The sequence below is a fragment of the Streptomyces sp. NPDC107575 genome (assembly GCF_055657265.1).
This window is the reverse complement of sequence record NZ_JBVKBG010000002.1, coordinates 1,122,188-1,143,035: the sequence shown is the minus strand read 5'-3', so window position 1 is coordinate 1,143,035 and position 20,848 is coordinate 1,122,188. Positions and strand designations below refer to the sequence as shown.

Here is a 20,848-nt window from a genome sequence, read left to right as displayed (position 1 = left end):
TCATACTGCGACCACGATCCAGATGCTCAGTGCCAGCGTCATCGCGAGCACCGTGCAGCCGAGGACCAGGGGCGAGCGCCACCAGGGCTGGGGCGTGGAGGCTGCGGCGGCGTCCGGGGAGTCCGGGTCGGGCACCGACCAGACGAGGCCCTTGAGTTCGCTCTCCGGCTTGGGCTTGGTGAACAGGGTGACGGTGACGGTGACGACCGCGTCGACGACGAAGGCGAAGGCGGCGCCGTAGAAGTTGGCCATCTGGGCGTTGATGGTGGCGTGCGTCGGGTCGACCACGCCGCCGGGATAGAAGTGCCCGATGTGGTAGGCGGACAGGTGGGCGGCGGCCGCGGCGGCCGTGCCGGAGAGCATGCCCCAGAATCCGGCCCAGGGGGTGACCCGCTTCCAGAACATGGCGAGCAGGAAGGTCGCGAACAGCGGGGAGTTGAAGAACGAGAACAGCAGCTGGATGTAGTTCTGGATGTTGCTGTAGTTCGAGGCGATGAAGGCGGCGCCGACGCTGATCGCGATGCCGCCGACGGTGGCGACCCGGCCGGCCTTGAGGTAGTAGCGGTCGCTGCGTCCCTTGACGATGTACGGCTTCCAGATGTCGTACGTGAACACGGTGTTGAAGCCGGAGATGTTGGCGGCCATGCCGGCCATGAACGCGGCGAGCAGTCCTGTGAGCGCGATGCCGAGGACTCCGTTGGGCAGGTAGCGCTGCATCATCTCGGGGATGACGTCGTTGTAGGTGGGGCCGCCGTCCTGGCCGAGCTTGGGTATCAGGATGAGGGCGGCCATGCCGGGCACGATGGTGAACAGCGGCAGGACCATCTTGGGGAAGGCCGCGATGATCGGGGTGCGGCGTGCGGCGTTGAGGTCCTTGGCCGCCAGCGAGCGCTGCACCTCGGCGAAGTTGGTGGTCCAGTAGCCGAACGCGAGGACGAAGCCCTCGCCCATGGCCAGGCCGATCCAGTCGCCCAGCGGGTTGGACCAGTGGGTGGGGCTGGTGCCCTGCCAGGTCTTGAGGAGGCTGTCGTCGATCTGGGCGACGCCCTCGCGCAGCCCGTGGAACCCGCCGACCATGTGCAGGGCGATCACGACGATCGGGATGAGTCCGGCGAGGATGACGAAGAACTGCAGCACCTCGCCGTAGATGGCGCCGGCGAGGCCGCCGAGGGTGATGTAGGCGAGGACGAAGACGGCGGAGAGCAGGATCGACAGCCACAGCGGCCAGCCGATGAGCAGCTTGATGATGAGGGCGAGCGCGAACAGGTTCACGCCGGCGAGCAGCACCTGTGCCACCGCGAAGACCACGCTGTTGAGCAGGTGGGTGGGGGCGTTGAAGCGGCGCCGCAGGTACTCGGAGACGCTGTGCACGCGGGTCGAGTAGTAGAACGGCATCATCACCAGGCCGAGGAAGACCATGGCGGGGATGGCGCCGAGCCAGTAGAAGTGCACGGCGGCGGCGCCGTACTGGGCGCCGTTGGCGGCGCCGCCGATGATCTCCAGGGCGCCGAGGTTGGCGGAGATGAAGGCGATGCCGGTGACCCAGGCGGGCATGGAGCGCCCGGCGAGGAAGAAGTCGCCGCTGGAGGTGATCGCCCGGCGGGTGTAGAGGCCGATGGCGATGATGGCCGCGAAGTAGACGGCCAGCATGCCCCAGTCGACGAAGTTGAGGTCGAGCGTCCCGGTCATGGCTGGATCCCCTCACTGGTCACGATCAGGTCGGCCACCTGGGCGCCCGGCGCGACGAGCCGTGCGTTGGCTTCGTCGGACTCGTGCACGAACCGCTCGGCGTATTCGGGGGTCTTGCCGAACTTCTCGTGGCGGGCCACGAGTCGGCGCACCCGTTCCTCGTCGTCGACGTCGACCCACCAGCAGGCGTCCAGCAGGTCTCGTACGTCGCGCCAGCCCGGCGCGTCGAGCAGCAGGTAGTTGCCCTCGGTGACGACGAGCGGGACGTCGGCGGGGACCGGGATGCTGCCGGCGATGGGCTGCTCGAGGTCGCGGGCGAAGGCCGGCGCGTACACCGTCTCGCCCTCCTGCGGCGCCCGCAGGCGGCGCAGGAGGGAAAGGTAGCCGTGCACGTCAAAGGTGTCGGGGGCACCCTTGCGGTCTGCCGAGCCGAGCCGCTTCAGCTCGACGTCGGCCAGGTGGAACCCGTCCATCGGCGCCAGCACGGCCCGCTCGGGGCCGAGCTCGCGGACGAGGTGCTCGGCGACGGTCGACTTGCCCGCGCCGGGCGGGCCCGCGATGCCGAGGACGCGCCGGGTGCCCGGCTGGGCCAGGGCACGGGCGCGGGTGAGGAGATCCTGCACTGTCATGATCGGGTGCTTTCGGAGGCGGCAGGTGGGTTGCGGGAGACGGGGCGGTGTCAGGCGACGTCGGCCGCGGCGCGCGCGCCGTGCAGCTGCTCGGCGATGAACGAACGGGCGTGGCGTGCCAGGTCGAACCCGTCGGACCAGGTGTTGCGCCAGATCGCCAGGTTGTCGGACAGGCCCGGGGCGACCACCGCGGAGGAGAAGGACTCGAAGGTGATCGGCCCGCGGAAGTCGATGTCGGCGAGGGCGTGGAAGAAGGAGCGGAAGTCGATGTTCCCGGAGCCCAGGTAGCCGCGGTGCGACTCGCCGATGTGCACGTAGCCGAGCCGGTCGCCGCAGGCGAGGACCGGGCGGACCATGTCCTGCTCCTCGATGTGCATGTGGTACGTGTCCAGGTGCACCTTGACGTTGTCCGCCGGGGCGTCGATCTCGTCGATCAGGTCGAGGCACTGGCGGGCGGTGTTGATCAGGTTGGACTCGTAGCGGTTGACGATCTCCATGCCGAGGGTGATGCCGTAGTCGGCGGCCTCGGCAGCGAGACGGCGCAGCGCGGCGACCGCGTTGGCGCGGCCCGCGGCGGTCGGCTGGGACTGGTACTTGCCGAGCGCACTGTAGAGGGCGCCGCAGAAGTAGCTGCCGCCCAGGTCGCGCGTGATCCGCAGGGCCTGCTGGAGCTGGGCTTCGCCGCGCGCGGACACCGCGGGATCGGCGCTGGAGACGTCGGAGTCGAAGTCGAGGCCGCGCGAGCAGGCGACGTCGAGGCCGTGTTCGGCGAGTGCCTTGCGGGTCGCCGTGACGTCGACGATCTCCGGGTCGTGCAGCGAGATCTCGATGAGGTCGTATCCGGCGCGGGCGCTCTGCTCGGCGGCGTACCGGGCGCCCTCGGCGGTCCAGTCACCGGTCCAGACGAGGGCGTGCACCCCGAGCGGATTGGTGCGGGCGGCTCGGGAAGTGATCATGACGGTGAACCCGTTTCTCTCGGCGGTGAGCTCGTGCCGCACTACTGTCACGCAACTTTTGCGTAATGACAAGGCATAGGTTTGTGACTTGTCACGCGGAAGAAGGGTGGGGTAGGACGTATCCTTCACCTGTCGCCCAGTGCACCCACCGGGGCACGGCCGACCGACAAACCGACAGGGAGGACGAACGCCGTGGCGCAACGGGCCAGCGAGTTCACGCCGGACCAGCCGGCACACCCCACGGGACCGGGCGCGGTACTCGCACTCGTCCGGGGCGGACGCGCCACCACCCGGGCCGAGCTGATGGCCGCGACCGGCCTGTCCCGGTCGACGATGGCCACCCGCCTCGACGCCCTCACCTCGGCCGGCTACCTGGAGGAGGGCGGCACCACCGGCGCGACCGGCGGCCGACGCGCCCAGGCGTTCCAAGTGAGGGCGGACAGCGGGGTGTTGCTCGTCGCCGACATCGGCGGACAGCACATCCACACCGCGCTCACCGACATGAACGGCGCAGTACTCGTCGACCACCGGCGGGCACTGACGGTGGGGCTCGGCCCGGACACGGTGCTCGGCGAGGTCCAGACGGACTTCCGTGAACTCCTCAAAAGGGCCGGGGAGAAGGAGACCCGGGTGCGCGGCATCGGCGTCGGCGTGCCGGGCCCCGTGGAGGCGGGCACCGGACGAGTCGTCAGCCCGCCGATCATGACCGGCTGGGACGGCCTGATCCTGCCCGACCGCTTCCGCGACACCTACGACTGCCCCGTCCTCGCCGACAAGGACACCAACCTCATGGCGCTCGGCGAGCAGCGCCACGCCTGGCCCGCCGACCCGCACCTGGTCTTCGTGAAGGCCAGTACGGGTATCGGTTCCGGCCTCGTCCTCGACGGACACCTCTACCACGGGGCCCAGGGCGCCGCCGGCGACATCGGGCACAGCCCGGCCCCCAGCATCGACGAATCAGACCCCGGCGTACCGGTGTGCCGCTGCGGTCAGGCGGGCTGCCTCGAAGCCTTCGCAGGAGGATGGGCGCTGGAGCGTGAACTGCGCGCCGTGGGCCGCGAGGTGGACTCCACGGAAGAGGTCGTGGCCCTCGTGCGGGCAGGCGACCCCGACGCCGTACGCCTGATCCGGCAGGCCGGCCGGCTGCTCGGCCAGGCCCTCGCCGACACGGTCAGCCTCCTCAACCCTTCCGTCCTGGTCGTCGGCGGCGCACTCGCCCAGGCCGGCGACCACCTCCTGGCCGGCATCCGCGAGATCACCTACCGCCGCTCCCTCCCCCTGGCCACCCGCGAGCTGCGAGTCGTGGCCTCGACGCTGGGCCCCCGCGCAGGCATTCTGGGCGCCGCCTGCGAAGTCACAGACGCGCTCTTCGCTCCCGGGACGGTCGACGCGGCACTCCGCTAGGCCCAGTCACCCAGACCAGCGGAAACCCTGGCACCTGGATCAACACATGGCGGCGGTGAACGACCTTCATCGCCGCCCAGCGCCGGGATGCAGCGCTCCGATCAGACGTAATCCGCCACCAGCGCCACGTCGGGGGCTGTCCGCCGAACGAGGCGTCGGCGCGTGTGGAGGAACACCGCCAGGCCGAGAAGGGTCATCACGGCGCCGACCACCGCCAGCACGGGAAGGTGGGATGTCTGGTCCAGGACCAGACCACCGACCGCCGAGCCGAGCGCGACTCCGGCGTTGAAGGAGGCCGCCGCCAGTGCCGACACGAGCACGGATGCCGTGCCCGCCAGGTGCAGCACGTACGACTGCAGCGGCGGCACCATGCCGAATCCGGTGCCGCCCAGCAGCACGAGCAGGACGAGGACGGCCGGAAGCAGGGACCCCAGGGCCCACAGCGCCAGCAGCGACAGGACGAGCGCCCCCAGGATGACGGTCACGGTGCGGGTCACGGCTCGGTCGGCAAACCGGCCGCCGAGAGCGTTGCCGACGATCAGACCCACGCCGAACAGGAGCAGAAGCCAGGTGACGGCGCCGGCAGACACCCCCGTCACACCGGTCAGGTAGGGGGCGATGTAGGTGTAGACGACGAAGAGGCCGCCGTAGCCGAGGGCGATGACGAGAAACGCCGCCCACAGTGCCCCGTTGCGCAGGATCCCGAACCCGCGATCGTCGGAGCCTGTCTGGTTGGTGTCCGCTCGATTCGGAAGCAGCAGCCACATGGCGGCGGCCCCGATCGCGGCCAGCGCGGACACGACCCAGAAGGCGGCTTCCCAGCCGACTGCACGGCCGACGATGTTGCCGATGGGCACGCCGATCACGTTGGACACGGTGAATCCGGTGAACACCACAGCGATGGCCGAAGCCCTGCGGGTCGGAGCAACCAGCCCGGTGGCAATGGTGACGGCGGTCCCGAGGAATCCGCCGAGCATCGCTCCGGCGATGGCGCGGGAAACCGAGACCACCAGAAGAGAGCTGGTCAGGGCCGTGACGGCGTTGGCGACCAGGAACACGAGGGTCAGGCCGATGGCGAGGGGCTTGCGCGGCAGGCGCATCGTGGCGGCCGCCACGATGGGGCCGCCGATCATCGCGCCGAAGGCGAAGCTGGTGGTGACCCAGCCGGCCACGGAGACCGACACCCCGAGGTCGCTGCTGATCAGCGGCAGGAGACCGTTGGGGACGAGTTCGGCGGTGCCGAGGGAGAACGCGGTGAGTGCAAGAGCAATGATGGGAACTGGCATGTCATCGAGCGTGAAAGATGCGCGATGCATCTACCAGATCCCGCCTTTTGCGCTCCCCGCGGAGGGTGGCACTCACAGGGATATGTTGCGGCGAAGAACTCCGCCTTACTGTTGACGCATGAACGATCCGGGTGATTTGGCGGTATTCCTCCGGACGAAGCGTGCCTCGCTCACCCCGGACTCCACGCCACTGAACGGCTTCGGTGTGCGACGACGCGTCCCCGGTCTGCGACGCGAAGAGGTCGCACAGCTGGCCGGTGTCAGCGTCACGTACTACACGCGCTTGGAGCAAGGGCACAGCCGCCATGCTTCGGACGAGGTACTTCTGGCGCTTGCCCGCGCACTGCAACTGACCGTCACCGAGACCGAGCACCTGCTGGATCTGGCCCGCGGCAAGCGCACATCGCTCGCGGACGCCGGTCCTGAATCGGCCAGCGCCAACGCTCGCACCCTGCTTTCACTCATCGCCGCCCGCCCGGCAGTCGTTCTCGGCCGCCGCAACGACATCCTGGCCTGGAACCCCCTGGGGCACGCCTTGGTGGCGCCCCACTTGCCCACGGACGCCCCTGACCATCCGAATACCCGCCCCTCCCTGCCGACTCTGCTGTTCCTCGACCCTCAAGTCCGCTCCCTCTATCGGGACTGGGAGCGGGAAGCGGCGGATTACGTCGCCTACCTACGACTGATCAGCGGCAAGTACCCGGACGATGAAGCACTGACCCGCATGATCGGCGAGCTGTGCGTACGGGATGACGCCTTCGCTGCCATGTGGTCGTCGGGTCGGGTGGGTGAATGCGCCGCGGGCACCAAGCGCATGGTCCACCCGCACGCCGGCGAGATCACGGTGGACTTCCAGCTCTGGGCCCAGTCCGGTCAGCCCGACCAACGTGTCGAGGTCTACGAACTGCGTGACGATCCTGATGGCGAGCGGACCCGGGCGCTGCTGGGCACCGTCACCAGTCGTCGCCCGTCCGGCTGACTACATCTTGCGTCCTGCACGGTGCAGATCGGCACGGCACGCGTTGGGCCTCCGGCCGGAAGGCTGCACCCGTGGACGGCATGAAGCAGCGCCGCGTCCGATCCGGACACGGCGCTGGTCAGGGCCTGGTGATGCCTCTGCTATAGGGACATCACCGGCTGGGACGTCAGTTGCGATCAGCGGCTCTGTTGGCCAGGACAGCCTGAGGGGGTGTCAGCGAGGTTCGAGCAGGAGGGTGGAATTGCGGGCGCGGTCGGTCAGGACGTGCTCGACGATCGTGGTGTAGTGGCCGTACTTGTGCCGGTAGGCGCCGTCCACCGCCGGGTATTCGGCGGGGTCGGCCTCGCGGAGGGTGACGTCCTGGTGGACGCCGCCTGCGTCGATACGGCCCTGGTGGCGGGACTGGGTCCCCCGGTGCCAGGGACCATCGGTGCCTTTGACGGAGCGGACGTAGAGCTGGTCTCCGGACCGGACGACCCACATGGTGACGCGGTCGCGCAGGGTGCCGTCGGGGCGTTCGGTCGCCAGGTCCAGTTCCTCGGCGGATCCGATCTTTTCGAGGTCTGAGCTGTTCCAGTGCGACATGGTCGTTCCTCCTGACAGTGACGTGCGCCGAGATGGTGTTAGGCCTCGGGGATCGCGCGGCCGTAGGTGTCGAGGGTGACGTTCTCGGGCTCGGGGCCGCCGCGATGGCCGGTCTCCAGGGCGTCGAGGGCGGCGAGTTCGTCCGTGGTCAGGTCGAAGTCGAAAACGTCGATGTTCTCGGCGATGCGGTGGCGCTTGGTGGACTTGGGGATGACGGAGCGGCCCTGCTGCAGGCCCCAGCGCAGCAGTACCTGGGCGGGGCTCTTGCCGTGTGCCTCGGCGATGCGGATGACGGCCGGGTCCTCAAGGACGCTCGTGCGGTGCTCGCCGTAGCCCGGGTAGAAGGTGATGCCGCCGATCGGGGACCAGGCCTGGTTGAGGACGCCGCGCTCGTCGTCGAAGTCGAGCACCTTGCGCTGCTGGAAGTAAGGGGTGGATCTCCAGTTGGTTGACCGCGGGCACTGGCCCAGCGACCCATCGGACCAGCCGCTACCTTCCACCGAGAGCGCGGCACCTCTTCCAGCGGCTCCCTGCAAAACTCAACCGCTCCCACCTCCGCCCCGTGTACCCGCGGGTCTCGCTACCGCTCCCACCCGCGTTCAACCTCTCAATGCAGCCCCCAACAGCCACCACCGAAAAGCCGCATACCGCCCGGCCAAAATCGGAAATGGGGTCAACAATTCGCATGCCCCCATAACCCATCCGCCAGCCAAGGGGACACCGCTCCCGACCCCACTCCCACTGGGGGCGGCCCCCACCAGCGCGAAGAGCGCAAGCACATACCCAAAAGGCCATCCATAGGACGGGGAGCCGGGGGTAACAAACCGGGCTCGGATGTGAACACGCGCGCAAGGAATCGAATACGTGCGCATCGGCCCGAGTGGGAGCAAACAGACAAGGGGACAGTGGGAGCCCGCTCCCACTCGCCGCGCTCGCAGCGGGAGTGTGGGAGCAACAGAAAAAGGGCCGTTCGAAAACGGCCCTTCACCTGCGACGTTCGATCGTTCGAACTGTCGGGACGACAGGATTTGAACCTGCGACCCCTTGACCCCCAGTCAAATGCCGTGGCTCCCATGTGGGTTCTTGAAGACACCAGTGCGCCTTTGCAAGATACTGACCATGCCCAACCATAAGTTCACGGAACTACACGCCCCCATAGTCACGGTTCGTCGCCCCTGACAGAAGTTCATAGCCACTATCTACGATACGGCCCTGTAGCGAGCCGTCGGTTCTCGTCTTCGTCGCGGGCCGTCATGGACTGAGGGCCATTTTCATGACCACCGCCTCCATTACCCCACGCCAGGCACAATTGGCCGATGCTGCCAGCAGTACAGCGCCTTTGAGGTCAAGCCGTTCCGGTCGGGCCTCACATCACTCCCGCCCGTGAGCCCCAACCGCCTCCGACGCTTCTGCCGTGCGATTCTGCGGATCCGACGGGCTCTTGAGGAAGTGGGACATCACCGCCGCGGCGAGGTACAGCAGCGTGAACACCCACACCAGGCCGTGCACCCCCACCAGCGGGCGGAACACCGCCACCAGCGCCGGGCCGACGAAGGCGGCGAGACCGGCGCACAGGCTGTAGACGGCGAAGGCGCTGCCGCGGTCCTCGGGGCGGCCCATCGAGAGCAGGAGCGCGGGGATGGGGGTGAAGCCCGAGAGGATGAAGCCCCAGAACATCGCGCACACCGTGGCGACCCAGAAGTTGTCCTTGACGGCCATCGGCCCGTAGTAAATGGCGAGCGTGGCCACCGCGCACCCGACGCAGCCGAACCAGGTGACGGTGCGGCGCCAGCCGATCCGGTCGCCGAGTGCGCCGAAGAACAGTCCGGCGGGGAGGTTAGCGGCGAACATGAGCGTGACCATCAACAGGTACTGCTGCAGGGTCAGTCCGATGGTCTTGGTGAAGAAGACCGGCAGGAAGACGAAGAAGCCGTACTGCGGCGCGGTGTTGATGATGCGGACGAGTCCGGCGAGGGCCACCTTCGGGCTGCGCCACAGGATGTCGATGCCGCTCATCATCTGGCCCTTAAAGGTGGCGTTCTCCACCATGGGGCGGGTGCCGGTCCGCTCCTTGAGGCCGAAGGCGCACACCAACGCTCCGGCGACCACCAGCACCAGGGCCACCCACAGAGTGCCGTACTCGCCGACCAGGGGGATGGATCCGCTGGCGACGAGGGAGCCGAAGGTGGGCAGGCCGCCGGTGAAGCCGAACCAGAACCAGCCGATGGCGGTGCCCACGCGCTTGACCGGCGCGATGGCGATGACCCAGATGAGGAAGGAGAAGGCGAACAGCGGGTAGCCGAAGCCGCGGAGGGCGTAACTCAGCATGACCACGGTGTAGTTGTCGCTCGGGAGGGCGACGGCCAGGAAAACGATCTGGACCGTGACCCAGATGCCGGCACCCAGCATCATGACGCGCTTGGGGCCCCACAGTGCGGAGAGGGTTCCGGAGAACCAGGAGGCGATGGCCGCGGCGACGCCGTACGCGGTGATGACGGACGCGGCCTGTCCGTCGGTGAAGCCGCGGTCGGTGAGGAAGGGCGAGAGGTAGTTGGACTCGACGCCGTCACCGATCATGAACAGCAGCAGGCCCACATAGCCGAGCAGGAGGGGCCGGGGCATGCCGAGGCGGGTCGTCCAGTGGGGGCGAGCGGGTGCCTGGCCGGGAGAGCCGGGGTGGTTCGGGGCGACGGATTCCGCTGCGGCGGTTCGCGACGCTGAAGTGCTGGACATGCACGCTCCTTTGCGGGCAGGGCCGGGGAAGATTCGGGGAGGGGGACGGTGCGGCGGGCGGGCGCGGAGGCAGTTCCGCCTCAGCTCATGAACATGCCGCCGTCGATGTTGATGGTCTGGCCGGTGACGTACTCGGCGGCCTCGTCGGCGAGGAAGAGCAGGACGTTGGCGATGTCGTCGGGGGTACCGGCGCGCCCTGCCGGGATGCCGGAGACCCATTCCTTCATCAGCTCACCGGGGGCGTAGTCGCCGAGGAGTTCGCCCCAGGCGCGGTCGTTGTAGTCCCACATGTCGCTGCCGACGATGCCGGGCGCGTACGCGTTGACCGTGATGCCCTCGGGGGCCAGCTCCTTGGCGAGGCTCTGGGTCAGGCCCATGACGCCGAACTTGGACGCCGCGTAGTGCGGGGTGTAGACGAATCCCTGGCGGGACTGCCCCGAGGCGGCGTTGAGGATGCGGCCCCGGATCCCGTGGCGGCGCATGACGGCCACCGCGGCCTGGGCACAGAGGAAGACACCCTTGGTGTTGACCGCCATCACACGGTCCCAGTCGCGGTCGGTGAGCTCGGCGACCCGGTGGATGCTGATGACACCGGCGTTCTGGACCGACACATGGACGCCGCCGAAGGTGTCTTCGGCCGTCCGGTACAGCGCGTCGACCTGGACGGGGTCGGTGACATCGGTGCGGACGGCGAGTGCGCTGCCGCCGCCTGCGGTGATGTGTTCGGCCACCTCGTCGACCGCGGGATCCAGGTCGGCGAGGACGACATGGGCGCCCTCGCCGGCGAAGCGCACGGCGATGCCCCGCCCGATGCCGCGGGCTGCGCCGGTGACGACCACCGTCTTGCCCGCATACCGCTGCTCAGCCATGAGGGTCCTCCGAATTCCTAGGGGTGGGGTCGGGTGCCGTGCTCGCGTCCGGCGGCGATGCAAGCGCAGCGGACACGGAAGTGGAGCGTCGTCGGTCGATGTCCGCCGCCCCTGAGCCGGTCCCGCACACAGCCAGGTGAATTTCTATGCACCTTGGCGTGTCTATTCACAAGCAGTAAAGCCCGCACCCCAGGGATCGTCAACCCCCGAATCCCCCCGGGCCCCACCTCCCGGAACCCCCGCCTCCGGCATCGACACTTGACGCCGGCGGGCGATCGGGCTTCACTTCGAGTGAATCGACACGCGAACCTGAATGGATATGCACATGGTTCTCGCAGCAGTCCCCCACGCCGCCGAGCGGCTCGCAGAGATCAAACACGGCCTCACCCAGGCGGCGCCGGCCGAACGGGCCGCCAGGCTGCGGGAGTTGGCGTACTCCATCCGCCGCGCCGACCTCGACATGATCGCCAGGGCCGGGCAGGGACACATCGGCGGCGACTACTCGGCCGCCGACATCGTCACCACCCTGTACTTCTCCGTCCTGGACGTACGCCCCGACGACCCGCAGTGGTCCGAGCGCGACCGCTTCGTCCTCAGCAAGGGGCACGCGGCGGGCATCCTGTACTCGACGCTCGCGCACGCCGGGTTCTTCGACGAGGCCGAGCTGGCCACGTTCATGGAGCCGCTCTCGCCGCTGAACGGGCACCCGAACCGCCGCAAGGTCCCCGGCGTCGAGACCAACACCGGCCCGCTGGGACACGGCTTCCCCGTCGCGGTGGGCATGGCCACCGCCGCCAAGCTGGACGGTTCCGCGCGCCGCACCTTCGTCCTGACCGGCGACGGCGAACTGCAGGAGGGCAGCAACTGGGAGGCCGCCACCAGCGCCGCGCAGCAGCGCCTCGGCCGGCTCACCGTGATCGTCGACCGCAACCGCTTCCAGCAGGGCGCCGCCACCGAGGAGACCTCGGGCCTCGACCCGCTGGACGACAAGTGGGCCTCCTTCGGCTTCGATGTCCGTACGATCGACGGCCACGACCACGAGGCCCTGTACCAGGCCCTGCGCGAGGAGCGCGCCGCCGACGACCGTCCGCGGTGCCTGATCGCCGACACAGTCAAGGGCAAGGGCGTGTCCTTCATCGAGAACCGTGTCGAATGGCACCACAAGGTCCCCACCGCCGAGCAGACCACCGCCGCCTTCGAGGAGCTGAGCGCCCGATGAACGCCGTCACCGCACCCGCCAAGTCCGCCGAGCTGCACGACTGCCGCAAGGCGTTCGCCGAGACGCTCATCGAGCTCGCCGAGACCGACCCGCGCACCGTCGCCGTGTGCAACGACTCCGTCGGCTCCTCCAACCTGAAGGGGTTCCAGGAGCGGTTCCCCGAGCGGCTGGTCAACGTCGGGATCGCCGAGCAGCTCATGGTCGGCGCGGGCGCCGGGCTCGCCAACGGCGGGCGCGTCCCGTACGTGTGCGCCGCCGCCCCGTTCCTCACCGGCCGCGCGCTGGAGCAGATCAAGGCCGATGTCGCCTACTCCCGCACGAACGTGAAGCTCTGCGCGATGAGCCCCGGCTTCGCTTACGGCCAGCTCGGCCCCACCCACCACGGCGTGGAGGACTTCGCCTGGCTGCGCACCCTGCCCGAGCTGGTCGTGCTCAACCCGGCCGACCCGGCGGAGACCCGTGAGGCCCTGCACTGGGCCCACCACTACGACGGCCCGGTGTACCTGCGCATCGGCCGCACCAAGGTCCCCGACCTGAACCCGCACGTGCCCTTCGAGGTCGCCCACGCGGCCCGGCTGCGCGACGGCGACGACGTCACCCTGATCGCCACCGGCACCACCGTGCCCGCGGCGCTGGAGGCGGCGGACAAGCTGGCGGCGGACGGGATCGCGGCCCGCGTGCTGAACTTCTCCACCATCAAGCCGCTCGACGGCCAGGCTGTCCTGGAGGCCGCGGCCGCGACCGGGCGGATCGTCACCGTCGAGGAGGCGAACATCGCCGGCGGGCTCGGCAGTGCCGTCGCCGAGTTCCTCGCCCCCCGCCACCCCGTGCCGATGCGCCTGCTCGGCGTCGGCGACGAGTTCACGCCCACCGGCAGCGCCGGCTTCTTGGCCCAGTACTTCGGCATCGACGCCCAGTCCATCGCCCGCGCGGCCGGTGAGCTGACCGCCGCGGGGCAGGGAGCGGCCGCGTGAGTGCGCCGCGCGGTGCCATGCTCGCCCTCGACCAGGGCACCAGCGGAACCAAGGCGCTGCTGGTCGCGGAGGACGGGCGGGTGCTCGCCACCGCGCACCGCCCGCTCAGCCAGCAGTACCCGGAGCCGGGCTGGGTCGAGCAGGATCCGTCCGTGCTGTGGCGCAGTGTCACGGGCGTCGCCGGGGAACTGGCCGCGCAGGCCGCCACCCTCGGCACGCGGATCGTCGGCATCGGGCTCAGCGTGCAGCGCGAGGCCGTGCTGGCGTGGGACCCCGCCACCGGGGCGGCGCTGTCGCCGCTGATCAGCTGGCAGGACCGGCGGACCGCCGAGCGCTGCGCCAAGCTCGCCGCCTCCCCGGCCGGCGCCCTGGTCACCGCCCGCACCGGCCTGCCCGTGGACCCCATGTTCTCGGCCACCAAGGCCGAGTGGCTCCTCGACCGGCTCGACCCGGAGCGGGAGCGGGCCGCCGCGGGCCGGCTGCGTATCGGCACCGTGGACGCGTGGCTGCTGCACCGCCTCACCGGCGGAACGATCGACGTCACGGAGACGGGCTGCGCCTCCCGCACCCAGCTGCTGCGCCTCGACCGGGCCGAATGGGACGAGGAACTGCTGGACGTCTTCCGCGTCCCGCGCGCCGCGCTGCCGCGCATCGCCGCCTCGGACGGCGGCGGCCAGGAACTGGGGCACACCCTCGACGTACCCGGGGTCGCGGACGGCCTGCCGATCGGCGCGGTGCTCGGCGACTCGCACGCCGCGCTGTTCGCGCAGAGCCACGGCCGTCCCGGGGTGGTCAAGGCGACGTACGGGACGGGCTCCTCGCTGATGGTGCTCAACCCGCACGAGCACGAGCACACCGGCGGCGTCGCAGCCACGCTGGCCTGGCGGCGACGGGGCGAAGAGCGCGCCACGCACGCGCTGGAGGCGAATATCGCCTCGGCCGGCACCGCGATCCGCTGGGCAGCCCAGCTCCTGGGCAGCGACTCGGCCGGTATCGCCGCACTGGCCGCCGACGCCGCGCAGGACAGCGATGTGTACCTGGTGCCCGCGTTCTCCGGGCTCGGGGCCCCCTACTGGGACCGTTCGGCGCGGGCGGTGCTGGTCGGCATGGGCTTCGACACCGGGGCCGCCGAGGTCGCCGGGGCAGCGGTCGAGTCGATGGCCTTCCAGGTCGCCGACACCCTGGCACGGTTCGACACTGTGCTCGGCGCCCCACCCGCGGAGCTGCACGCCGACGGCGGCCCCACCGGCAACGAGCGCCTGATGGCCCTGCAGGCCGACCTCATCGGCCGCCCGGTGCTGTCCGCGGGCCGCCCCGAGGTGTCCGCGCTGGGCGCCGCACACCTGGCGGGCACCGCCCTCGGCGTCTGGGACGACGCCGACCTGGACGACCTCACCGCACACGGCACACGTTTCCTCCCCCGACACGACGACGCCTGGCGCAACCGGCGCATGGACGCATGGCGCGACGCCGTCGCCTGCGCGCGCGGCCGCAGGGCCTGACCACCCGACACAACACCGGCGCAGGAACGGAGTTGAGGGCCGTGCAGGGCGCCCACCACTCCCCTCCCGACCATGACACGGAAGAGAGCCGCATCATGACGTTCACCCCGCAGTCCTTCTCCCTCGAGGGCAAGCCCGCGTTCATCACCGGTGCTGGCAGCGGCATCGGCCAGGCCATCGCCCTCGGCTTCGCCGCCAGCGGCGCCGATGTCGCCTGTTTCGACCGCAACGAAGAAGCCGCGCGCGCCACCGCCGAGAAGATCGAGGCCACCGGGCGCAAGGCCGTCGCGCTCAGCGGCGATGTCACCGACCCCGAGTCGCTGCGCGCGGCCGTCACCGCGGCCGTGGAGGCGCTCGGTCCGATCCGCACCGCCGTCAACTCGGCCGGCGTCGCGAGCGCCACGGCGGCCGAGGAGATGTCCGCCGACGAGTTCCGCCGGGTCGTGGACATCAACCTGACCGGCATCTTCCTCAGCGCTCAGGCCGAGGCCCGGGTAATGCTGGAGAACGGCGGCGGTGCGATCGTCAACATCGCCTCCATGTCGGGCACCATCGCCAACCGGGGGCTGCTGCAGGCCCACTACAACTCCTCCAAGGCCGGCGTGATGCACCTGACCAAGAGCCTCGCCACCGAGTGGGCCGAACGCGGCGTCCGCGTCAACTCCATCAGCCCCGGCAACACACTGACGCCGATGAACGAGCGCCCCGAAGTCGCGGAGAACCTCAAGGTGTTCGCGGCCGAGACCCCGCTGGGCCGCATCGCACGAGTGGAGGAGATGGTGGGCCCGGCCGTCTTCCTCGCCTCCGACGCCGCCTCCTATGTCACCGGCGCCGACCTGCTCGTGGACGGCGGCTACGTCTGCTGGTGACACACCAGGCACTCCGGTGGTGACACCGACGTCGAGACACCACGCGCGGCCCCGGCTCACGCCAGCAGGGCCGCCGCGGTCTCCTGGTCCGTCACCAGCACATCGACCAGGCCGCCGGTGACGGCACCCTGGATCGCCGCATGCTTGCGCTGGCCTCCGGCGACGGCCACCCGGCGCGCCGCGGCGGCCAGTTGCTGCCGGGTGATACCGACGGCCCGCAGGTCGAGATCGGACTCGACCGGCGCCCCCTGCGCGTCGTAGAAGCGCAGACACACGTCACCGACCGCGCCCATCTTCTCCAGGGCAGCCCGCTCCTCGTCGGTGAACGTGTTCCCGCTCTGCGCGAGGGTGCTGGACGGGGTGATCTCCCCGATCCCCACCAGGGCGACATCGAGATCGTCGAGCTCGTTCAGCGCGGCGGCCACATACGGGTCCTCACGCAGTGCGCGGGCGCTCTCCACGGTGCCCGCGAGCCCGGGCGCCTGCAGGAACACCGCCTCACCATTGACGAGCCCGGCCAGCTGGCCGGAGAGCCGTGAGGCGTGTGCCGCGGCGGCGGGGTCCCCCACGCCGCCCACGGCCTGCACGATCTGCACGCCCTTGAGGTTCGACACGGGCTGCATGGCCTGCACCGTGGCCAGCAGGCTCGCGCTCCACGACGAGATGCCCACCTTGTCACCCGAGCGCAGTGTGGTCTGCAGGTAGTAGGCGGCGGCCGCACCCATGTCGGAGAGCATCGTCCGCTCGTTGCCCGGATCGGTCTCCACGACGAGCGCCAGCCGCAGCCCGTAGCGCTCCTGCAGTCCGTCCTCGAGTTCGGGGAAGGTGCCCGAGGGCGGCGTCACGGTGATCCGCACGATGCCGCGCTCCTGCGCCCTCTTCAGCAGTCGGGACACCTTGGCCTGCGACAGGTCGAGGCGCGCGGCGATCTCCGGCTGCCGCACGCCCTGCAGGTGATACAGCCGCGCCACATGCGTCATCATCCGCACTTCTTCACCGGCACTCGCCACGGACACCACCCTCGGTTCTTCCCAATCGGACCGCTCTCGCCGGGAGCGCACGGAACCAGCACCCCTGCATAGATATTCGCACAAGTGTCGAACTCGCGGCAGGCGGGGCCGCACGAATCGACGCTTCGCCGAACCCTTGCTCAAGAATACGTATTCTCGTACCGTCGTCCTCGGGCCCCGCGGACCTCTCCGCCGGAGCGGCCCCTCTCCCCTGCCATGCCTGTATCGGCCCTCTGTATCGGAGACGACGATGTCCTCCTCACTCAGGCACGATCCCTCGCCCACCCCGAAGAGCACCAAAGCCGACGGCCGCAGCAACATCCGCTGGTACACGTTCGTCCTGCTGCTGCTCGTCGGCACACTCAGCTACATCGACCGCATCTCGCTCTCCGTCGGCATGCCGCTGATCTCCGAGGAGTTCGACCTCGATCCCGCCTTCCAGGGCATCCTGCTGAGCTCGTTCTTCTGGACCTACGCGGCCTTCCAGATCCCCGGAGGATGGCTCGCCGACCGAGTCGGTCCCCGAAAGGTACTGACCGTGGCAGTCACCCTCTGGTCGGGCTTCCAGCTGCTGACCGGGCTCGCCCTCAACAGCTGGATGATGCTGCTGGCCCGGCTCGGCCTCGGCGCCGCCGAAGCGCCGCAGTACCCGACCGGAGCGAAACTGTCCGCACTGTGGCTGCCGGAGAAGGACCGGGCACGCGGCGCGGTCCTCATGGACTCCGCATCCACGCTCGGCGCCGCGATCGGCTCCCTCGCGGTCGCCGGACTGATCTCGGCCCTGGGCGGCTGGCGCGAGTCGTTCATCGTGGTCGCCCTGGTCACCGCGGGCGCGGGCGCCGTCATCTGGAAGTTCGTCCGGGACACCCCGGGCGAGCACCCTCGGGCGAACACCGCCGAAGTCGACTACGTGGCGCAGTCCCACGCCGAGGAGGACGAACGCGACGGGGAGCTGGCGGCGGCCGACAAGTCGCCCGTGCAGTTCCTGCGGTTCAAGACCTTCTGGTTCATGGGCTTCGGCTTCATGGCCGCCAACATGCTCTTCTACGGCCTGCTCACCTTCGGCCCGCTGTACCTGTACCAGGAGCGCGGCCTGGACCTCGGCGGTCTTGCCGGGGCCTCGTTCGGCATCTATTTCGCCGGGTTCGTCGGCGAGAACGTGGCCGGCTGGCTGGCCCAGCGATGGCGCCGCGCGGGCGGGGCGCCCAACGTCGTGATGCGCACACTGATCGGCGTGAGCGCGGCGATCGCGACCCTGTCCATCTTCGCCGTGCCCTTCGTCAAGTCGACCGGACCCGCACTCGTCCTGCTCGCCGTCACGCTCTTCTTCTGCCGGTTCCTGGGGCTGTACTGGTCGCTGCCGGGCACCCTCACCGTGCGCTCCCGCGCCGGGGTGCTGGGCGGAATGATGAACCTCTTCTCCAACATCGGCGGCATCATCATCCCCATCGCCACCGGCTTCATCGTCAGCGCCACCGGCTCGTACTTCACCGGCCTCATGGCGTTCTCCGCCTGCGGGCTTGTCTACCTCCTCTGCAGCCTGGCCATCGACTACTCGCGCAAGCTGCCCGTGCGCTGAACCCGCCAGGGACCCAGCGCACCCCAGACACCTCGGCAGTACCAGCAACACCAGTTCAAGGAGTTCTTGTGGAACGGATATCCGGCGCGATCGACTTCCTGCGGATGCTGAGCGCCCCCTCGGGGCCCTCCGGCATCGCCGCCGTACCGAGCGTCGCGGACATGCGCCTACGGGCTCAACGCAGGACACCCAAGATGATCTTCGACTTCGTGGATGGCGGCGCCGGGGACGAGAACACCCTGCGCGCGAACGAACGCGACCTCGCAGACGTGGTGTTGCGGCCGCGCACCCTCGTCGACGTGACCAAGCAGGACACCAGCACCGAGTTCGCGGGGCAACGGTTCCCGCTCCCGCTGGTCTTCGGTCCCGCGGGCCTCGTCCGGGTGGTCGGCAACTCCGGCGAACTGGCCGCCGTACGGGCCGCCGGGGCCCACGGTATCCCCTACACCATCAGCACCTCCTCGGCCTGGTCGATCGAGGAGATCGCCGAGGTGGCCACCGGGCCGCTCTGGTTCCAGCTCTACCTGTGGCGCAGCCGGGACCTCATCAAGCAACTGGTCCGCCGGGCGAAGGAGGCGGGCTGCACCACCCTCGTCCTGACCGTGGACGTGCCCCTCAACGCCAACCGCATCCGGGATCTGCGCAACGGGATGTCCATCCCACCGAAGGTCACCCCGCGCAACGCCTTCGAGGCGGCACGGCGGCCACGCTGGCTGCGCGACATGCTCCAGGGGCCGCCCATTGGCTTCCGCAACTTCCAGGGCATCGCCGAGGGCAACAGCGCCCTGTCGCACAGCGAGTTCATCAACAAGGAGCTCTCCAACCTCGCCGCGAACTGGGACGACCTTGCCTGGCTCCGCACCGCCTGGGACGGGCAGCTGCTCATCAAGGGGATCACCACCGTCGCCGATGCCCGCAAGGCACTGAACGCAGGAGTGGACGGCATCGTCGTCTCCAACCACGGCGGCCGCCAGCTCGACGGTCTGCCCAGCTCCGTCAGCGCGCTGCCGCGGATCTCCGAACTCGCAGCCGGGCGGGCCGAGGTGTTCCTCGACGGTGGAGTCCGGACCGGTGTCGACATCGCCAAGGCCCTGGCCCTCGGCGCCTCGGCCGTGACCATCGCCCGCCCCTGGGTCTACGGCGTCGCGGCCGGCGGACAGGCCGGCGCCGAGCGTGTCATCGACATCTTCCGTCAGGAGTTCCGCCAGACCCTCGCCCTCCTCGGGGCGAACCGCGCGGAAGAGATCGACACCTCGTTCGCCGACTGCCCGCCCGCCTGGCGTGGCGCTGCCGGAGAGCAGGATGCGGCCCCCGTGTCCGTGCCGCTCTGACCGGCGCCTTCCCTGCCGGTGTGAGCTGTGCGGCCGCCTAGACTGTGGGCCTCGGGCGTCAGGGTGGCGCCGCTCGGTCGGCAGGGAGGGGCCCATGGCCACCAGTCGCGACGTGGCACGGTTGGCCGGAGTCTCTCAGCCGACCGTGTCCCGTGTTCTCAACGGCAACCCCACCGTTGACGACGAGATCCGGCGCCGCGTCGAACGGGCCATGGACGAACTCGGCTACATCCCCAACGCCTCCGCCAAAGCCATGCGCACGTCCCGGGCCGGCGCCGTCGGCATCGTCGCCGACGAGATGCTCAACCCGTACTTCCCCCGGCTCCTCGACACCCTCACCCGCGAGGCCCGCGCACGTGACCTCGGCGTGGTGCTGTGGAACGACGACGACCCGGCGGCCCCGATGGCCCAGGCGGGGGTCAAGAGCGGCACGGTCGACGGCGTCGTGTTCGCCGCCGCACGGGCCGGAGCGACCGGACCGGCCCTGCTCGCACAGCGCGGAGTGCCGGTCGTCGCGGTCAACCGCGCCGAACCCGACTGGCCCGTGGACCAGGTGACGTCGGATCACGAGGCCTCCGGCCACACGGCCGCCGCCTACCTCCTCGACCGCGGCCGCGGAAACATCGCCGTGGTGGCGGGCCCCCGCGACAGCCTCGCCAGCCCGGCCCGCGAACGCGGCCTGCGCCGCTGTCTGGACGAGCGGGACGTCCACGTCCCCGAGGACCGCTGGCTCGTCGGCCCGACCAGCTACGAACACGGACTGGCCGCCGCACGAACACTGTTGGCCTCCGACTCCCTGCCGGACGCCGTCTACTGCACCGCCGACGTCATCGCCTTCGGCGTCATCAGCACGCTGCGCCGCCACCACGTCCGCGTCCCCGAGGACGTGTGGGTGATGGGCAACGACGGCCTGCCGATGGCCGCCTGGGACGCCTTCGACCTCACCACGCAGCGCCAACCGGTCGAGGAGATCGCACGACGCGGCCTGGAGATGCTGGCCGACCGCATGACGGGCAAGGCAGGCGATCCCCGGCGGGACCTGCTCCCGACGGAGCTGGAGATTCGCGGGTCCACGGCACACGCCTGACCTTCCTCAGTCGGCTCGTGCGAGGCCGATCACGACGGCACCCGATCCCGCGCAGCCGGACGCGCATCAACTCGGCCGCCCAGTGCAGCAGTATGGTACGTGCACACCGCCCGGCCCAGGCCCTCGATTCGGCCCGCGCCGACGTCG

At 69.9% G+C, this 20,848-nt stretch carries 18 protein-coding genes and 1 tRNA gene; 9 read left to right on the top strand and 10 right to left on the bottom strand.

Translation table 11 applies throughout. The features are described from left to right. The 3 genes from ACZ7L4_RS11735 to ACZ7L4_RS11725 are packed head-to-tail and all read right to left on the bottom strand — an operon-like array spanning window position 1 to window position 3,274. Entirely contained in the window at window positions 1-1,689 is a 1,689-nt protein-coding gene (locus ACZ7L4_RS11735) for a sodium:solute symporter family protein (protein WP_472101545.1), read from the bottom strand. Further along, window positions 1,686-2,318, bottom strand: a complete 633-nt coding sequence (locus ACZ7L4_RS11730) for a nucleoside/nucleotide kinase family protein (RefSeq protein ID WP_472101544.1) — start codon at window positions 2,316-2,318, stop codon at window positions 1,686-1,688. The genes ACZ7L4_RS11735 and ACZ7L4_RS11730 overlap by 4 nt, the downstream gene beginning before the upstream one ends. Before the next feature lie 50 nt (window positions 2,319-2,368). After that, window positions 2,369-3,274: a sugar phosphate isomerase/epimerase family protein gene (locus ACZ7L4_RS11725; protein ID WP_472101543.1), complete on the bottom strand. Its 906-nt coding sequence runs from the start codon at window positions 3,272-3,274 to the stop codon at window positions 2,369-2,371. 192 nt (window positions 3,275-3,466) lie between these two features. Here ACZ7L4_RS11725 and ACZ7L4_RS11720 point away from each other — a divergent pair, with 192 nt between their 5' ends. Next, window positions 3,467-4,678: an ROK family protein gene (locus ACZ7L4_RS11720; protein WP_472101542.1), complete on the top strand. Its 1,212-nt coding sequence runs from the start codon at window positions 3,467-3,469 to the stop codon at window positions 4,676-4,678. A 101-nt stretch (window positions 4,679-4,779) separates the two neighbouring features. On the opposite strand, the gene ACZ7L4_RS11715 is transcribed toward ACZ7L4_RS11720, so the two are convergent. Then, on the bottom strand, window positions 4,780-5,964 hold the full coding sequence (locus ACZ7L4_RS11715; protein ID WP_472101541.1) for an MFS transporter: 1,185 nt from the start codon (window positions 5,962-5,964) through the stop codon (window positions 4,780-4,782). Between the two features lie 118 nt (window positions 5,965-6,082). Here ACZ7L4_RS11715 and ACZ7L4_RS11710 point away from each other — a divergent pair, with 118 nt between their 5' ends. After that, a complete protein-coding gene (locus ACZ7L4_RS11710; protein ID WP_472101540.1) occupies window positions 6,083-6,943 on the top strand; it encodes a helix-turn-helix domain-containing protein in 861 nt (286 codons plus the stop codon). 213 nt (window positions 6,944-7,156) lie between these two features. On the opposite strand, the gene ACZ7L4_RS11705 is transcribed toward ACZ7L4_RS11710, so the two are convergent. From ACZ7L4_RS11705 to ACZ7L4_RS11685, 5 genes are all read right to left on the bottom strand, one after another. Beyond that, on the bottom strand, window positions 7,157-7,528 hold the full coding sequence (locus ACZ7L4_RS11705) for a DUF2255 family protein (RefSeq protein WP_472101539.1): 372 nt from the start codon (window positions 7,526-7,528) through the stop codon (window positions 7,157-7,159). A 38-nt stretch (window positions 7,529-7,566) separates the two neighbouring features. Beyond that, window positions 7,567-7,938 carry an aldo/keto reductase gene (locus tag ACZ7L4_RS11700; RefSeq protein WP_472101538.1) on the bottom strand — a complete coding sequence of 124 codons (372 nt, stop codon included), beginning with the start codon at window positions 7,936-7,938 and terminating at the stop codon, window positions 7,567-7,569. Window positions 7,939-8,541: 603 nt separating this feature from the next. Continuing rightward, window positions 8,542-8,601: transfer RNA gene (locus ACZ7L4_RS11695), tRNA-Pro, on the bottom strand. Between the two features lie 298 nt (window positions 8,602-8,899). Continuing rightward, complete coding sequence (locus tag ACZ7L4_RS11690) at window positions 8,900-10,261, bottom strand: MFS transporter (RefSeq protein WP_472101537.1); 1,362 nt, start codon at window positions 10,259-10,261, stop codon at window positions 8,900-8,902. Window positions 10,262-10,341: 80 nt separating this feature from the next. Next, entirely contained in the window at window positions 10,342-11,130 is a 789-nt protein-coding gene (locus tag ACZ7L4_RS11685; protein WP_472101536.1) for an SDR family oxidoreductase, read from the bottom strand. Between the two features lie 325 nt (window positions 11,131-11,455). Between ACZ7L4_RS11685 and ACZ7L4_RS11680 the strand changes: the two genes are divergently transcribed. The 4 genes from ACZ7L4_RS11680 to ACZ7L4_RS11665 are packed head-to-tail and all read left to right on the top strand — an operon-like array spanning window position 11,456 to window position 15,694. Beyond that, on the top strand, window positions 11,456-12,349 hold the full coding sequence (locus ACZ7L4_RS11680) for a transketolase (RefSeq protein WP_472101535.1): 894 nt from the start codon (window positions 11,456-11,458) through the stop codon (window positions 12,347-12,349). Next, window positions 12,346-13,323 (top strand): transketolase family protein, encoded by a 978-nt coding sequence (locus tag ACZ7L4_RS11675; protein WP_472101534.1) that lies wholly within the window; start codon window positions 12,346-12,348, stop codon window positions 13,321-13,323. The genes ACZ7L4_RS11680 and ACZ7L4_RS11675 overlap by 4 nt, the downstream gene beginning before the upstream one ends. Further along, window positions 13,320-14,825 carry an FGGY family carbohydrate kinase gene (locus tag ACZ7L4_RS11670; RefSeq protein WP_472101533.1) on the top strand — a complete coding sequence of 502 codons (1,506 nt, stop codon included), beginning with the start codon at window positions 13,320-13,322 and terminating at the stop codon, window positions 14,823-14,825. Before ACZ7L4_RS11675 ends, ACZ7L4_RS11670 begins: the two co-directional genes overlap by 4 nt. Continuing rightward, window positions 14,783-15,694, top strand: coding sequence for an SDR family oxidoreductase (locus ACZ7L4_RS11665; protein ID WP_472101532.1), 912 nt, complete (start codon window positions 14,783-14,785; stop codon window positions 15,692-15,694). Before ACZ7L4_RS11670 ends, ACZ7L4_RS11665 begins: the two co-directional genes overlap by 43 nt. Before the next feature lie 56 nt (window positions 15,695-15,750). On the opposite strand, the gene ACZ7L4_RS11660 is transcribed toward ACZ7L4_RS11665, so the two are convergent. Further along, window positions 15,751-16,704 (bottom strand): sugar-binding transcriptional regulator, encoded by a 954-nt coding sequence (locus tag ACZ7L4_RS11660; RefSeq protein ID WP_472101531.1) that lies wholly within the window; start codon window positions 16,702-16,704, stop codon window positions 15,751-15,753. Between the two features lie 250 nt (window positions 16,705-16,954). On the opposite strand from ACZ7L4_RS11660, the gene ACZ7L4_RS11655 reads away from it, so the two are divergent. The 3 genes from ACZ7L4_RS11655 (at window position 16,955) to ACZ7L4_RS11645 (ending at window position 20,701) form a co-directional block, all read left to right on the top strand. After that, window positions 16,955-18,283: an MFS transporter gene (locus tag ACZ7L4_RS11655; protein ID WP_472101530.1), complete on the top strand. Its 1,329-nt coding sequence runs from the start codon at window positions 16,955-16,957 to the stop codon at window positions 18,281-18,283. A 68-nt stretch (window positions 18,284-18,351) separates the two neighbouring features. Continuing rightward, entirely contained in the window at window positions 18,352-19,614 is a 1,263-nt protein-coding gene (locus tag ACZ7L4_RS11650; RefSeq protein ID WP_472101529.1) for an alpha-hydroxy acid oxidase, read from the top strand. Window positions 19,615-19,708: 94 nt separating this feature from the next. Continuing rightward, complete coding sequence (locus ACZ7L4_RS11645; protein ID WP_472101528.1) at window positions 19,709-20,701, top strand: LacI family DNA-binding transcriptional regulator; 993 nt, start codon at window positions 19,709-19,711, stop codon at window positions 20,699-20,701. Window positions 20,702-20,848: the final 147 nt, after the last annotated feature.